General features: G+C 67.5%; 10 protein-coding genes and 2 pseudogenes. All 12 read right to left on the reverse strand.

Annotated elements, in window-relative coordinates; genetic code table 11:
- Positions 1-103: 103 nt before the first annotated feature.
- The gene (locus OIE53_RS03840; RefSeq protein WP_327025168.1) at positions 104-451 is read right to left on the reverse strand and encodes a hypothetical protein; all 348 of its coding nucleotides are present in this window, start codon (positions 449-451) and stop codon (positions 104-106) included.
- Between the two features lie 49 nt (positions 452-500).
- Positions 501-872 (reverse strand): annotated as a pseudogene (locus OIE53_RS03845) (transposase); the annotation flags it as partial.
- A gap of 21 nt (positions 873-893) precedes the next feature.
- Complete coding sequence (locus OIE53_RS03850) at positions 894-2,141, reverse strand: IS110 family transposase (RefSeq protein WP_327025169.1); 1,248 nt, start codon at positions 2,139-2,141, stop codon at positions 894-896.
- A 360-nt stretch (positions 2,142-2,501) separates the two neighbouring features.
- Positions 2,502-3,339 (reverse strand): annotated as a pseudogene (locus OIE53_RS03855) (IS110 family transposase); the annotation flags it as partial.
- 266 nt (positions 3,340-3,605) lie between these two features.
- Entirely contained in the window at positions 3,606-4,244 is a 639-nt protein-coding gene (locus tag OIE53_RS03860) for a methyltransferase domain-containing protein (protein WP_327025170.1), read from the reverse strand.
- Positions 4,245-4,263: 19 nt separating this feature from the next.
- Positions 4,264-4,386 (reverse strand): hypothetical protein, encoded by a 123-nt coding sequence (locus tag OIE53_RS03865; RefSeq protein ID WP_442791376.1) that lies wholly within the window; start codon positions 4,384-4,386, stop codon positions 4,264-4,266.
- Between the two features lie 333 nt (positions 4,387-4,719).
- Positions 4,720-5,643 (reverse strand): DUF2637 domain-containing protein, encoded by a 924-nt coding sequence (locus OIE53_RS03870; RefSeq protein ID WP_327025171.1) that lies wholly within the window; start codon positions 5,641-5,643, stop codon positions 4,720-4,722.
- Positions 5,640-8,444 (reverse strand): BTAD domain-containing putative transcriptional regulator, encoded by a 2,805-nt coding sequence (locus OIE53_RS03875; RefSeq protein ID WP_327025172.1) that lies wholly within the window; start codon positions 8,442-8,444, stop codon positions 5,640-5,642. Before OIE53_RS03875 ends, OIE53_RS03870 begins: the two co-directional genes overlap by 4 nt.
- A 411-nt stretch (positions 8,445-8,855) precedes the next feature.
- On the reverse strand, positions 8,856-10,517 hold the full coding sequence (locus OIE53_RS03880; protein ID WP_327025173.1) for a sugar ABC transporter substrate-binding protein: 1,662 nt from the start codon (positions 10,515-10,517) through the stop codon (positions 8,856-8,858).
- 323 nt (positions 10,518-10,840) lie between these two features.
- Complete coding sequence (locus tag OIE53_RS03885; protein WP_327025175.1) at positions 10,841-12,874, reverse strand: BTAD domain-containing putative transcriptional regulator; 2,034 nt, start codon at positions 12,872-12,874, stop codon at positions 10,841-10,843.
- A gap of 1 nt (position 12,875) precedes the next feature.
- The gene (locus tag OIE53_RS03890) at positions 12,876-14,759 is read right to left on the reverse strand and encodes an Hsp70 family protein (protein WP_327025176.1); all 1,884 of its coding nucleotides are present in this window, start codon (positions 14,757-14,759) and stop codon (positions 12,876-12,878) included.
- 176 nt (positions 14,760-14,935) lie between these two features.
- Positions 14,936-15,874 carry a phosphotransferase enzyme family protein gene (locus tag OIE53_RS03895; protein WP_327025177.1) on the reverse strand — a complete coding sequence of 313 codons (939 nt, stop codon included), beginning with the start codon at positions 15,872-15,874 and terminating at the stop codon, positions 14,936-14,938.
- Positions 15,875-15,877: the final 3 nt, after the last annotated feature.

Genomic DNA, 15,877 nt, shown 5'->3' on the forward strand with positions numbered 1-15,877 from the left:
GTTGAGACTCAGGTGTAGGCCGTCCTCGGCCGGAACGCTGAACTCGACGTAGGGCGTTCCAAATCGGGGGGGGGTGTCCCTATGGGTTGCGTCAAGGCTCGTGTCACCACTGGTCGTCGAGTTCAGCGATGCGGCGGCGGAGTGCGCGGGCGTCGTGCCGTGGCAGGGCGTGGGTGATGATGTGCAGGATGCGGCGTAGTTCGACCGGGTCGGGGCAGCAGGCGAGGACGCCGCAGCCGTATGCCGGGTTGAACAGCCGGTGGTAGGGGTCGCGCAGGAACTGAGTCCATGCGTCGAGGGCCTCACGTGCCGTGCCAGGCCATAGCCGGCTTCGTTCGAGGTGGGCGACCGCGGCGCGGCCGCGTGGGCTGAGGCCGGGGATGCTGGGAACGGGCTGGTCAAGGCGGCGGTGTGCGGCGGCGCGTACTTGCGCCGGTGGCTTACGCGCCATCGCCCTTTCTGGTGCTCGTCATGGCGACCATGGTCGCATGCAGCTGATCTCATGCTGTCCTGGGCGTCGGTGGTTGGTAGGCGATCTTGTCGCGGAGCATGGCGAACAGGACGTCGCATCGGCGGCGGGCGAGGCAGATGAGGGCGGCGTTGTGACGTTTTCCTTCGGCTCTCTTGCGGTCGTAGTAGGCGCGGCTGGTCGGGTCGGCCAGGGCGGCGAACGCGGCGAGGAAGAATGCACGTCTGAGCTGCTTGTTACCGCCTCGGGGTGGGTGCTCGCCGCGGATGCTGGTGCCGGATCGTCGGGTGACGGGTGCGAGGCCGGCGTAGGCGGCGAGGTGGCCGGGGGTGGCGAAGGAGGTGCCGTCGCCGACTTCGAGGAGGATCCGGGCGGCGGTTCTGACGTCGATGCCGGGCATCGAGACCTCCGATCTTGCTAAGTGTCAAGCGGCTGCGGCGCCGACGGGTGCGGATGGCCGGCCGAAGGCCTTGACGGGGTCGTAGGTCTGGCCGGTTTGCAGGCAGTGGTGGAGTTGGCCGAGCATGCGGTTGAACAGGTGGCGTAGGGCGGCGGCGTGTCGGTCTCCGCGGGCGCGGCGACGGTCGTAGTGGTCCTTGCTTGGACCGGGCCTGGGGATGGCCGCGAAGGCCCAGAGGAAGCCGACGGTGTTGAGTCGGTCGTTCTTGACGGTTCGGCGTGTGATGGCGATGCTGCGGCCGGAGGCCCTCGTCACTGGTGCTGAGCCGGCGTATGCCTTTATCGCGCGAGCGCCGGTGAATCGGTCGCGGTCGTCGCCGATTTCGGCCAGGAGTCGGGCTCCGCTGAGATCGCCCATGCCGGGGAAGCTGGTGATCACCGTGTGGTCGGGATGTTGGGTGAACGCTTCGACGGCCGCTTGGCCGAGTTGGTCGGCGTTGTCGCACTCGGCGTTGAGCGTGGCCAGCAGCGCGAGCGCTTGGCGGCCCATGGCGTCCTCGACGAGCGGAAGCTGGCGCAGCTGGGGGACGCGTAGCGCATGGTGGATCTTGTCGGCTAGCGCATCGATGCCGCGTTGCCGACCGGATCGCCGCAGAGCGGTGGCGATGCGGGCCGCAGAGAGTGTGGCGCCGGCGGCTGGTGTCGGAGCCAGCGCGAGGATCTCGCGGGCTTCGCGGCTCGCGAGATTGGTAACGCCGCTGCGGTGAAACGCGGCGAGGAAGCCTGGGTAGTACTCGCGCAGCAGTGACCGCAGCTCTTGCAGGGCCTTGGTCCGCCGCCAGACGGCATCCTGGGCAGCGCGGGCGAGGACCGTGACAGCACGGGCGAGTTCACTGTCGGCCGGTAGTGGTCGGTGGACGTGGGCGTCGGTGCGCAGGATGTTGGCCAACACCATGGCGTCGGCGTGGTCGGACTTCTTACGCGAGACGGTGTGCCGTTCGCGGTAGCGGGCGACGGCCATGGGGTTGATCGAGTAGATCGCGCGTCCGGTTTCCCGCAATGCCGCGACAAGGAGTCCGCGTGGGGTTTCGATCGCCACCGAGATCGTGTCCTCGCGGCTGTCACCGGCATCGGCCAGCATCCGCATCAGCTCGGCGAACCCGTCAGCGGAGTCGGGAATGCGGCGTTTGGCTACCAGCTTGCCGTCGGTGTCAACCAGGGCGACGTCGTGATGCCGCTCGGCCCAGTCGATGCCGCAGAATATCGTTGCCAACCGTGGTCCTTCCCACCTATTTCTCCTGGTCAGTTGCCCTAGCGAGATCGTGCGGCGCCCTAATAACGAGGCTCTGTGGCCTGCCCTCCGATTGAGCCGTTCACGATCCCAGCGATCCGCATGGCTCCGGTCTTCATGCCAGAGCTCCAGGCTCTCCACCGGTGAGGTATGGGCCATGCGGACGGGCTCGAGTCACGTCCGACATCCTCGATCAACGACAGTTGGCGATGACCCGGCCGGGGTTGCGCCGGTCTCAATGAAGGGCTCTGCGGCCCATGGTCAGGACAAGGCATCCCGGCCAGGTCACCACCCACGGCTGGGCCGGGCAGACGCCCCAGCCTCGCCGTTCGCCAGTTATTAGGTCAGGACCCCAGCAAGAGGGTGCGCATCAAGCATCCTCTCGACCTCGGCGGCGACGGTGGCGCGTTGACGCAGGACATCGCGCAGCGAGTCGGCCAGGCGGGGCAGGATCGTCTCCGCAGCGGCGGTGCCGGGAACGGTGACGGTCTGCTCGTCGAGTGCAGTCATGACCTGTTCGACGAGGCGTTCACCCATGCGCGGGGCATGCGCGGCCACGATCGAAACCAGTTTGCGGCGGCCGGCGTTGCGCAGCCCGGCCGGTCCGCCGCCGCGCGACAGCAGCTCCAGGACCGCCCGGTGTTGCACCTTCGGGCCGAGGACGCGTTCCAGGGCGGGGTGAATCTGGGTGAGCAGGCCACGGATCCGGTTCGACACCCGGGTGGCCTCGCCGGCGAGGTCGTCGTCGTAGCCGACCAGGACTTCCAGCTCGGCCAGGGTCTCGTCGCCGGTGTCGACCCTGCGCAGGGTGTGGGGCAGGGTCCGGGCCGCGTCGGCGATGACGTAGGCGTCGCGGGCATCGGTCTTCGCCGTGCCGGGATGCAGGTCCGCGATGCGGCGCATCGCCAGGCCGGGCAGGTACGCCACCTGATGCCCGGATGCCCGGATGCCCGGATGCTCGGGCGATCGCGACCGGCAGGGCGCCGATCGAGGCGGGCTGGTCGACCACAACCAGAACCGCGCCGTGGCGGCCGAGCTTGTCGAACAACTGCCCCAGCCGGGCCTCGGTGTTCGGCAGCGGTGCGTCGTGCAGCCGTTTGCCATTCGGAGCCAGCCCGACCGCGTGGTGATCACCCTTGCCCACGTCCAACCCGAGGAACACCCCGTAACCGCCGTCCACCCCATCTCTCCTTCTCCGTGGCGCCGCCTCGGCCGCTGGTCTGGCGTCGGACTGCCGGCAGCCACGTTACGAAGAGACCTACCCAAGCGGGTGGCCGTGTCCCTATCAGCGGTCCGCCGACGCCACCCGACCCAGCGACAACACCCCCCGGATCATGCGTACGACAGGGGCAGTAAGTCATACCGGGCAGGGCGACCGAGCAGTCCCCGGCTGGGGACGATCAAAAAGACCTCCGATCTCCAGAAGCGTCAAGGCTTTGCCTCTGCTCATGGGAGGAACTGGAAGATTTTGCCGGTGGTGGTCAGTGGCTGCGGGGTGCCGGTGAAGCGGTGAACCCCGACGGAGAACAGCATTCCGTCAGGTGCGGTGAATGCCCGCTCGGTGAAGCCGACGGCGGAGAGCCAGGTTCGGATCGCCGGGGTCAGGTCGGGCGCCCGTCGTGTCCTGGTCCAGATCACCGTGGCACCGGCCGCGCAGAGTTGCGGCAGCACGCTGACAGTTGCGCGGATGTCGGCGTCGCTGATGTTGCCCAGGACTCCGGCCATGAGGACGAGGTCAGCCGGCACGGCGTCCCGGTAGGAGGTCAGGTCGCCGGCGTCGGCCTGGAGGACGGTCACCGCTTCGAGGTTCTCCGCGGCTGCTCTGACCCGGGCCGCGGCGACGTTCCGCGAGTCGTACTCGATCAGCGTGGCGTGGACCCGCCCGGCGTCAGGCCGTGACGCCAGCACGCCCAGAAGGTCGTGTCCCTGGCCAGCGCACATGCTGAGCACGGACAGGGGTTGATCCGGTCGCTGGTCGAGCCAGGCGGCGATGTGCTGCTGGACCAACCGCAGCCGATGTGCCAGCGGCGATCCTGGATCGGTGTAGGGGCGGTGCCAGTCGTACCAGTCCTTGCCGTCGTCCATGGAGCTGAGCCTGCCAGCGTCACCCAGCAGCGGCGGGCACGGGCGTGCCGATCGTCCGGAACGCCTTGTCGGAATCGTAGAGCTGCCCGGTCGCCAGGCAGTGATGCAGACAGCCAAGGAGCCGGTTGAACAGGTTGCGCAACGCGGCGGGATGCCGGTCGCCGTGATCACGGCGGCGTTGGTAACGGGGGATCGGTGCCGATCCAGCTCGGGGCCTTGTCCAAAACGCAACTCGCATGTGTGCCTCAACCAGGAGGCACGTCTGGTCGTAGACGTGCACGGTGTCCGCCACACCTTGGTGCAGGAGCGCCCGGGGCGAGAAGGGATCGGCGTCGTCGTGGCGGCAGTCGATACACCAGGGCGGGCAGTGCTGCGGGTGGGGGTGGGCGGGCGGCGCTGGCCGCTCGGGCAGGCTCGCTCACGTGCGGCCTCCTCACGCGCGTCTGATCGTGTGCGGTGAGCTATCGATGGCACGTCATACCGATGCGGTGGGGCGAGATCCGTTGACCGAACGCGACTCCTGGCGCAGCGTGGCGAGCAGTTCCGACACTGCGCTGTTGCGGATCGAGTGGCCATTCTGGCGTATGCGGCGTGCGAGGGCATCTCGGCTGACGGTCTGGCCTTCGCGGATCAGCTCGTCACGGGCGGCGCGGGCGGCGGGCAGCAGCGGTACGAGGTCCGGGGCAAGGTCTACATCGGCGTCGTCTGTGTCGTCGGACGAGTCGTCATCGTGAGATCCCGTGCCGAGGTCATGACCAGCCTCGTCGGCGTCTGATTCGTGGTCGCGCTCCGGGCGTTCAGCCGTGTCAGCAGGTTCATCAAGGCCCGACTTGTCAACATCCACATCCACATCGGTGTCGACGGGAGGGCGCTCGGGTAGCGGTCTCCGATCAGGTGGCGGGAATCCGCTGGTACCGGGCGAGGGCTCGGCAGGTGCCGCAGCGGCCCGCTCGGCCGGCGACGGTGCCGGTGGTGCCTCGGCCGGCACGGCAAGCGGTTCGCGTTCGGCTTCGCGGCGGCGGGCGGCGAGTTCCACGAGCGATACCGACGCGACGATGATCAACCCGTCCACCGACAGCGGCAGAAGGTAGGGCACTGTGCCGGTTTCGCCATATCGGGCGACGACTCCGACCATGTGGTGATAGCTGATCCACGCGGCGATGGCGGCGATGGCCGAGGCGGCGACGACTCGGATGACGCCGAGCGAACGTCGATGCACGGGTACGCGGGTGACCAGCTCGACGGTGATCAGCAGAGCGAGGGGTGGCCATGCCGCGATGGCTTGGGAGATCGGGTTCGGTTGGGCGTGCAGGATGTTCGCGGTGACCGAGGCGGCTACGCCGAGGGCCAGGGTCGCCCGCACCGCCCACTGCATCCGCCGGAGCCGCCAGTCGGTCATGGCCGTCCTCCAGGAGCGGTGCCGGCGGGTCGGAGTTGGCGTTCGGCGACGCGGCGGGTGGCCTGGGACGGTTCGGCGTCGCCGAGGTCCGCGAGGCGTTCCTCCAGCCGGCGCAGGGTGCGTCGCACGGCCTCGGGGCGCTGCTGTCGGCCATGGATGCGCATGATCCGCTGGTACAGCTCCTCGTTGACGGGGTCCAGGTCGGCGGCGCGTTCGAGGGCAGCAATGGCTTGGTCGGGGTGGTCGGTTTCGAGGATTTCGGCGATGCGGGCGTAGGCGGTGAGGATCTGGTGGCGGTAGCTGGTGGCGTAGTCGGTGGCCCAGGGGTGGTCGTGGCCTTCGGCGAAGTCACCTGCGTACAGCTCCGTGGCCCGGCGTAGCGCGGTAAGCGTCGCCGCTTCGTCGTCGGTGCGGGTGGCTTGGTCGATGGCGGTGAGCATCTGCCAGAGGTCCACGGTGACGGTTTGCGGGTCGAGCTGGTATCGGCCGGTGGCCGGGTCATAGACGATGAACATGGGCTCCTCGTGGCCGGTGGCAGTGCGCAGTACCCGCCGGGCGGAGGTGATGTCGGTGCGTACCCGTTTGACAGCGGCGGCCGGGTCGGCGTTGGGGTGCAGGGCGGCGGCGAGCTGATCGAGGGTGCGGCCGGCGGGGTGAGCGGCCAGGACTGCGAGCGTGGTGTAGGAGCCGCTCCGCATTCCGGTGGCGATCGGCCCGGCGTCGGTGGCGATGGTGACCGGACCGAGCACCCGGACGCGGACCAGGGCCGCCGCGTCGTCGGCCTGCACCGGTACGGCCTCGTTCGGCTCGACGGTCACTGCGGCCGGTGCGATCTCGGCGGGCGGGTCGTCAACGTCGGTGCCGGCCTCGGGCCGGGCTATCGCGTCGGTGAGCATGGAGAGAATGGCAGCGAGGTCATCCGCGCCGAGTGCGGACAGCCGATTCACCGGATGCGGTTCGTCGCCGGTTACGGTGCCCTCGGCGCTGATCTCGATGGTGGGGATGCCGTCGTGCGGGCCGAGGATGACGGGGTGCAGGTTCAGGGCGGCGCGGTGGGTGGCGACGGCTTGGAGACGGGCGGCGTGCCGTGGGCTGGAGTCGATGAGCAGGACGTACGGGGGTTGGGTCTCGGCGTGGTCGGTGCGGGTGTTGAGGTCGGTGATCGTCTCGGCGTCGAAGGTGTCCAGCAGCCGGCGGCGGCCGATCATTTCCTCTTCGGCGTGGGTGATGGCGGCGGCGGTGTCGGCGAGCACGATGAGGCGTTCTCCGTCGTAGGCGGTGCCGTCGCGGTCCAGCCCGATCACCGGGGCGTTCTGGGGCAGAAGCTGGGTGAGTAGGTCGGCGGTGGTGACGACCACGGGCCGCAAGACGGCGGTCTCGCTTGCGTTGGTGGTGACGACAGCGGCGAGGATGGCGCGGGCAGCTGAGACGGCTCCCGGACCGTGCAGGGCGATACCGGGGCCGGGCAGGTAAAACAGGCTCACCTCGGTTGCGGCGGCGTCGATACCGACTGGTGCGGGCACTGCCGGTGTGGCGGGCCGATGGCCGCCGCTGCCGGTGCCGAGGTGGCGGCTGCCGATCATGTCGACTCCGGCCAGGGATCGCGGCATCGGGGAGGGGAGCGGCGCGACGCTGGGAGAAGCCGAACCAGTGAGCGGGGCACGGCGGCGTCGCTGTAGGCGCAGCAGTGCGGCGATGGCGGCGATGGCGGCGGCCAGGCCGAGACTCATCCAGCCCTGCGTAGGCAGAGCGATTCCGGCTTCGTCATCGGGCTCGTCCTGAGACGCATCGGTGTCCGGTACGGGTGTCGGCTCATCAGATTGGTCGTCGGGTGCCCTCGGTACGGTCGTGCTCGGAGGTAGCGGGATTGACTCTGAACTGCTTGGGGCTGGCGTGGCGCTGGGCGTCGTTGTCGGTGGGGCAGCCTCGACGGCCTCCGGTGCGCTGGCGTCGGGGTTGCCGGCGGTAGGGGCCTCGGAGTCGGGCGCTGGGGTGGCCCGGCGGGCGGGGAGAGCAAGGGCCCAGCCGACGTGGATCTCGTCGGGGTCGGTGAGGGCGTAGCCGTTGGCCTGAGGGTGTCCCTGGTTAAGGGTGTAGATCTCCCTCCACCGGGACGCGTCACCGAGATGCTTGGCCGCGAGATCCCACAGGGTGTCTCCGGCGACGACACGGATGCTCCTGCCCAGGTCCCGGTCTGCGGCGCGGGCATCGGTGCGGTCTTGGACGAGTGCAGGCGGGGAGGCGGGACCGGTGAAATGCGCGTTGTCCCGCGTTTCTGAAATCGGTACGGCGGAAGTCGTCGTGGGCGGTGTGACGGCGAGTCCTAGCTGGGAGGGTGCGGAGCAGGTCGGCGTTGTGTGAGGCGGGGCATCGTGGATCGGGGCGTCGTCGGCTGATGGTGGTGTCACCGCAAGGGGATCGGTATCTGCTGTGGTGTGGCCGTGCGCGGTGGCGGGAAGGGCGGCGGTGGTGACAGCGGTGGTGCCGAGCAGCGTCGCCGCGAGTGCTTGCAGGGGACCGGGCAGGTGCAGGGTGAGGTGCCACCGCAAACGGGCGGCGAGGTACCGGTGGGCGTGACCGGTGACGGCGGTCATGAGGAGTACCCACAGCAGCCAGGCACCGGTGTACGCCAGCAAAGTGACGAAGCCGGTCGTTAGTGGCTGGCGCACCCACGCCTGGAGCTGGTCCGCGGATAGGTCGGCGGTGGTGAGCCAGCCGGCCTGGTAGAGCAGCACTGGTGGCGCCAGCGCGAGGACAGCGGTGGCGGTGTGTACGACTGCTGTCGAGGCATGCTTCGCCATGGCCTGACTCCCTCCGGCGTCGCGGCGGTTGGTGAGTCAGACCGTAGGAGCGTTATGCGTCGGCGCGGTGGGTAAAGGACCTAACAGCACCTCACACTTCCTTACACAACCTCACAACCGCAGGTCACAGCCTTGGTCATGATCGTCCGTCACCTGTCGGTGTACGCGTCACTGCGCAGGGCCAGGTACGCCAGATGTGCAGAGGCTGGAATGTCTGCCGCTTCGGCTGCGGATGTCCGGCGTCCGGAAGCCGTGCGCTGAACTGCTCGTCAGGAAATCGCGGGCTTCTGCTCCGCCACGAGGGCTGACCTCGCGGACGTCACGAGACATCCACGCATTGGCACGACCGATCAGCGGCGCCGGCCGAGCGTCATCTGCAGCAGGAGCGGATACTTACTCGGGTGCGTGGGCTCAGCCAGATGAGGCACGTCCATGTACTTCATTGCCAGACAGGGCTGCTGCGATCTCACACGCGGCCCGATATGCGACAGGTTTCGCTGGCTCCCCCGCCACGGCGGCGGCTTGCGCCTTGCCAAGGATCCGCCATATGGCCTGCATGGCAGGAAATGACGGCATGAGGTCACCCTCTTGACACATCCGCCGATAGATCTGCAGTGCCGAATGAATGGGGGTGTCGCCGAGCAATGCGATGGGTGCAACGACGTCGTTCGACAGTCGGGTCATCACGTGTCTGTGCGTCAGGTAATCGGCAAAAAGGTCATGTGCAACGGCTTTGCAGGCGCCATGCTTGGCGATCGTCAAACCGTGGACAAGTGTGAAGGCGCGAGCCTTTTTGCCATGCCCGAATGGTGGAACTGGGCTAACCCCAATTTTAATGCCCGCGCGAAGAGCCAGGCGCAACCCATCCGAGGTTCCGATTAGAAATGGAGTGCGTCCGCTCGCGAAGCACTGATGTGCGGTATCACCGTCGACGCTGCGACGTAGCAGGCCCATACCTGCCTCACCCATCTCCCGGAACTGCTCAAACGCCTCCACGGAACCCGGGCTATCAACCATAAGTTGTGTCGGGTCCCATTGGCCGTTTGGCCTGCAGCCGAACAGCGATCCACCCGCACTAGTGAACAGCGGCCAAGTCTGGAACGGATCACCGCCATATCCTACACGCGCAGCAAGTATCTTCTCAGTTTTTCCATTGCGGCAGAGGGATTGCGCTATCGCAACGAGATCGTCGAATGTCGCAGGCGGTTCGGGTACTAATTCTGTATTGCGGATGAGGGCGACCGTGTCTGTCGTCATCGGCACACCGTAGAGTCGCCCCTCGTACGTCAGTGCCTGTAGCGTCCACGCTGGAAACAACTTTCTCTGGTCTGGCGAGAGCAGGGTCGGTTCGATCACCCCAGCATCGATCATCGCACCGATCCAATCGTGTGGGCAAACCAGGGCATCTGCAACTCCGGATTTGCGCACATCGACCATAAACTGTTCCTGCGGATATCTATCCGGATCCATTTCGAAGGACACCCGCACGCCGTAAGTGGCCAGGAAGTCGTCTTCGAATTGTTTGAAAGAGGTCGCCCTATCCGAGTCGAGTTTCACCCGGAGGGAAGACTGTAGCTCAGCAAGCCTTCCATATTGATTACGCGTCCAACGAACTCCCGCAGCGTCGGTGAAGCTTACTTTAACGCGTCGCGGGCGCTCCGCGATAGGACTGCGGCCCTCGGCCTCAGAATCGATCGGACAGAAGTGTGCCACCTCGCTGGGCGGAACTAGCGGATAGTGAACCTTCCTGTCATCGGAATGATCATCGAGACCCACTACCGTGCAGTACACTTGATAAATAGGTGCGCCGGAAGCATTTCGAACAAAGGTGCCCCACTGGCCCGCAGCATTCGCTGACTCGCCCCACCATGCAGAAACGAGCGCGGCGTCCCGACGCTGGCGAGCTTCTGCGGCTCGCCGGTCCCGCTCGCTCTCGATATTGTGGGTCTTGCGGGCCGCAACAGCAGCGAGCGCAGCGAAAATCAGGGCAAGAATCGCGGCGACCGATGAGACCCAATTCGGAATGTCGCCCCAGATACCACCTTCTGCGAGGAGCCCAACTGATGGATCCATAACAACATAGTAGCGTGCGAGTGCAACCTAAATTCTGCTCGTATTTCCGAGTTTGTCTCGTCGGGCAGCTATAGATCTTGGCGAATAAGAAACGGTCGCGGGGTTGGGCGCTAACAAGTCGAGAGGTGTGACGCATTATCATCGGCAGATTCGCGCGTCGAAGGATTGGTTGGGCTCAGCAACCCTCACGCAACGTTACCGAATTAGACGGGTATGAGATTCGATCGTGAATTGGACGAGACGAACTTTTCTCGGTGATCCCGTGTCTTCTCGGTCCAGTTGGCGAGGAGGGGCGCGAGCGTTGCAGCGGGCAGCCGGACGGGCTACGGCCGGATGGTAGTGGACGAGAGGTGGTGGGAGGCGGGGGCGTCGAGGCCCGTGCGCGTGAGCGTTTGTCGGTAGCGATCGTGGAGTTCGACGGCGGCCTCATGGTCGCCGAGGGCGGTGAGGGCGCGGCTGGCGTGCGTGTGTAGGTCGGCGTTGTAGGGGTCGATGCGGATTCCGGCCTGCAGCAGTTGGAGAGCGCGGCGCTTGTCAGGTGCCGCGGTGGCGAGGGAGACGCAGATGTTGATGATCTGCCGGCGGGTTGCTTCGCGGATGGGGTCGAGCCAGGGCCAGGTGCGCGTGGCGGCGAGGTCGGCGGGGTAGGCGTCGAGGACAGCTTGCCAGGCGGTGTGGGTGTTGGTGAGCGGCGTGGTGGCGTGGTGAATGGCGGCGTTCAGGTGCCACAGGTCGACGGCGATGTGTGCGGCGTTGAGGCGGTAGCGGTCGTCGACGTGGTCGATGACGTGCAGGCCGGAGGCTGCTCGGATGGTGCCGCGTAGATTGCTGAGGGCGGTGTAGAGCCGTCCGGTGAGGGATCGGCGGGGTACACCTGGCCAGATGGCGTCGGTGAGTTGTGGAGTGTCGGCGCCGGTGGGGTGGGTGGCGAGGTAGACGAGGATTTGGAGGGCGGCGCTGCGGCGGATGGCGAGGGGTTCACCGTCGACGAGGAGTTGGGGATCGCCGAGGACGCGTAGGTGTAGCCGTTGGCGGGGTGTGGGGGAGGGGAGGCGGGGTTCGTGTCGGGTGGCCTGGCGCGGCAGTCGCATCTCCGGTGACCGTGCCTGGGTCAGGGGGTGGCTCGGGGTGGCCGGGTTGGGAGAGGCGATGATGGCGAGCAGGTCGGTGGCCGCCATCTGGTCCAGGACGCACAGCCGTGGTCCGGTTCCGTCGGCGTGGTGTGGGTCGTGCAGGTGGCCTGTCGAGTCGGCGTGCCAGGTCGGGCCAGCGGGCCATTGCCCCAGCACGACCACCACGGCACCGGTGGCGACGCTCGCTTCGACAAGCTTCTTGACCCGGGGTCCGTCGCCCTCGTGTTCACCGAGGAGCACCATCCGTCGATGGCTGAGTGCATGTGGCGGGGCGTCTTGGCGCTGATCGATGGCGTGTGCATCGGCTTCGTGAACGAGCTGCGCTGCTTCGTCGACGTTGTCAACGATTGTCAGCGGTAGACGAGGGCCGAGTGTTTCTGCGGCTGGTCCGAGGAGACTGGCAAGGGCTGCCTGGGTGGTGATCAGGGTTGTCGCGAAATGGTGGTGCCCGGCGAGGAGGGCGGTGACCAGCAGTCCTCGGCCGACGGGCAGCGTGCCTGGTCCGGTGAGACCTAGGCCGCCGTCCGGTAGGACTCCGGTGAGGGCAGATATCCCGTTCGGCGGCATGGGTGCTGCCGGTGGGGTGGGGGTGTCGGCGAGTGCGGCCTGCACGGCGGTGACGGTGGGAGGCAGCGGGGCGAGGTCTGCATCGTTGCGGTTGGCGGAACGGGGTTGGTAGTCGCGTCGGCGGCGTAGCCAGACCAATGCTGCGGCGGCAGCGACGTGCTCGGCGACGTCCCGGGGCAGCCAGCCCCCGGACACGTCGATCCCGTCATCGTGTGTGGCCTCGTCGTGGTCGTCAGGACTGGCCTCGTCCTGAAGCGCGACCGCGTCCGCTGCCACCGGGTGTGGCGGCTGCGTTGGTGCGGTGGGGACGGTGTTGGTGGTGACGCCGAAGACGGCCGCGCCGGCCATTCCGCTGGCCGTCGCCTGCAACGGCGTTGGCAGTGGCAGCCGCCGTAGCCATGCCGAGGTTGCGCGGAGACGGATGACGACTCTCACGGCGACGGTGTAGGCGAGCATCAGCCAGACCAGCCATGCCCCGATCGTCAGCGCGGCGGTGAGCGTCTGCTCGGTCAACGGTTCCTGCACCCATGCCCGCACCTGCGCCGTGCTCGGCAAGCCGCTGATGGGTGGGCCGATCAGGGTCAGTAACAGCAGCGGCGGACCGGCCAACAGTACGAGTACGGACAGCAGCGACATCAGCTGCCGTGGCCAGCGCACCTCATCCACCTTCCGCCGGAGGGCGGACGGATGCCGCAGCAGCGGTGGTGGGATGGACGATGCGCGTCCACAGTCGGGCCGCCCACCACACCGCCACGGCCAGGGCGTAGCAGACGGCGAGGATGCCGGTGGCTTGTGTGTTGACGATCGCGGCGCTGATCACCGCGACCGGTGCGGCCAGAATGATGCGGAACATCAGCGGCGTCACGATTGCCATGACGATCCCGACGCCCAGGAACAGCCCGCCGATCCGGCCGGCGAGGTCGACCCACATCATCACGTGCGGCCACCGGTCGGCGGTCAGCGAATACTGGATCAGACCCATGCCCAGGGCGGCAGCGACGACAGAGCCCGTCGGTGCGGCCAGCAACGCCGACCAGCCGCCGTGCGGCGTACGCCACTGCCGTGCGGCAACCACTGCCATCACCATCGCCAACACCGCGATGGGGACGATCGGCCACAACGCCCAGCGTAGGAAGCCGCCTACCGGCAGGGTGAAGTACTGGCTGGTGACCACCGCGTAGAGGCCCGCGATGGCGGCCCCGAGGGAGACGGCAGCGAGAATGCCAATACTGACCTTCCCGCCCTCCGTTCGGACATCTTGCGTTGGACTGCGTGCAGCAATCAGGGAACCGAGGACGGTTCCCGCAGCAAGGCATGCCAGCAGGGCGAATACGGCCGCCATCGCCAGTTCACCCCAGTTGAAGGCGACCCAGTAGTGCATTCCCAGGGTGACGTTGTGCCGCTCGGCGGTCACGATGCACTGCCAGAACAGCGCCAGAGACGCAAACCCCGGCACCGCGACCCCGATCGCTCTGCGCACCGGCGGCACCGGCACGTCCACCGCCCCCGCTGCGCCCGGGTTCGTGGAGCCAACCTCGGCAGCGCCGAGCGCCGCGGCGAGCTGAGGCTCGGCCACAACGGTCGGCATGACTCCGGTGTGCTCGGCGATCGCCTCGCCCAGGTGCGGTAGACGAGCGCTGCCTCCCACGCAGTAAATCCCTGCCAGGTCGCTGGCGGCCAGTTCAGCGGCGGCAATGGTCTGCTGCGTCAGGTCCGCGACGCGTCGCACCACGGGCCGGACAGCCTCGTCGAGCAGGGCGCGGTTCGCGATCACCGGAGCCTGGCCAGCCAGCGGTACCGTGACCGCCGGGTAAGAGATCAAAGCCTCTTTCGCCACGCGTACGCTTTCCGCCGTCGCCCATGGTGCCATGCCGTCCGCAGCCATGTCGCGGCCGTTTGTCAGCGCCGTTGTCAGCGTCGAATCGACGCTGGCACCTCCAGCCGCAGGGTCAGCCAGAGTCGCAAGCACCTCGAAGCCGGACGGCCGCCGACGTAGCACCGTCACCTCAGCTCCCGCGCCGACGTCACACACGACAAGGCACGCCCCCACCGGCAGCCGCACACCGGTCGCCGCCAAGTGTTCGGCCACCGCCACCGGGGCCTCCACCAGACGCGGCTGCGTCATACCCGCCCGATGGGCGACTTGCCGCATCCAGGTACGCCGGCGCGGCCCCCACCCCGCCGGCACTACCAGGTGCACATCCCGCACCGGCTCACCAGCGACCCGTTCAGCTTCAGCAGCGGCCCGACGCAGCGGCGCCGCAGCAAGATCCACCGCCTCCACCCGCGTCCTGTCGACCACCAGATCACCGTCAGCGGGACGACGCGGACTCGGCACCAACCTTCCCGGCTCATCCTCGGCGGCCTGCCACGCCTGCTGCCCCGTCCACACCCGCCCATCGCCAGCCACATACACGGCACTCGGCAGAAACGGCACACCGTCGAACGACAGGACTGACGCACGACCGTCAGCCCACGCCACCACCGCCACGGTGCTGGCGCTACCGCAGTCAATCGACAGCCGAACGTCCGCCGCCCCCATCGACGTAGTCAAACATGAGGATCACCTTCACGTCACCCGTCAATCACTCACGGGTTGTCGGCCCATGAAGTTGTCACGGACACGTCGGCCAGTGTCACGTACAGCAGCAGCACACCGACGGTGCCGCTGGTCAACTCACCCACGACCGCACCTGCCCCCTCCCATCGCAGGGCTCGCTATCGGTAGCGCTGCCACACTGCCGAATTGTCGCCCGCCAGGTAGGTACGTAGCCGATGGCCCAAGGTCTGCGCCACTTCGGGTCTGCCAGGGAGTTTGTCCATCACGCTGGTAACGAGTTGAAGTTCGCGCACCTCTCGTAGGAGAGGCCAGGACGGTGACGTTGCCAGGTCGAAGCCGTAGGCCGCGGCGAACCTCTTGTACGGCTCTGTGGGGTCACCGAAGCGGGTGGCGCTGTGCACCAGTGGGACCAGGTCCCACTCGCGCGGCCCGATTGACAGTGAATCGAAGTCACACAACCGGCCGGCGAGGACGTTGCCCACGTGGGCGTCGCCGTGGACGACACCGGTCGGCAGTTGCCACGTGGCAGCGGTGACACGGGGCTCCAGGTCCTCACAGCGCTCATGGAGTCGTGCCACGAGGTCGTCGAGAGATAGCTCGACTTCTCGGGACGCCCACTGTTGCGTGAACAGGAGTTCGTTGGCGGGGAGGCTGGCGAGCCCGGCCAGCCGGCGTCGAGCCGTGGCGACGGGCGACCAGCGCGGCAGAAATGGTGGTGCCTCGGTGATGGCGTGCAGCCGCGCCAGCGGTTCGGCCAGCTCGACGGGATCGGGGCGGCGCGTCGGATGAGGTACGTATTGCCAGATCGTGGCCACCCACTCGTCCGCCACCACAGGCTGCGCGACGCTGGTGTCCAGTTCGACCGTTGGTACCTCGTGCTTCGCAAGTAGTGCCATCGCGCGGACGACACGCTGTGCTCGCTCTCGTGCCACCTTGCCCTGCGAGAGTCGCAGCACCCTGTCGTCGATCCTGTAGACCGCGTTGATGGTGTATCGCATGAGATACGCCTCGCCGGAGGCGAGTCCGGCCTGCTGGCGGACGGCGTCGAGTCCCCGCTGGATCTCGTCGGCAGCCTCAGCGGTCAGGGTGGTCGACATACC

This window comes from Micromonospora sp. NBC_01739, from assembly GCF_035920385.1.
In the GTDB taxonomy this organism is placed as follows: domain Bacteria; phylum Actinomycetota; class Actinomycetes; order Mycobacteriales; family Micromonosporaceae; genus Micromonospora.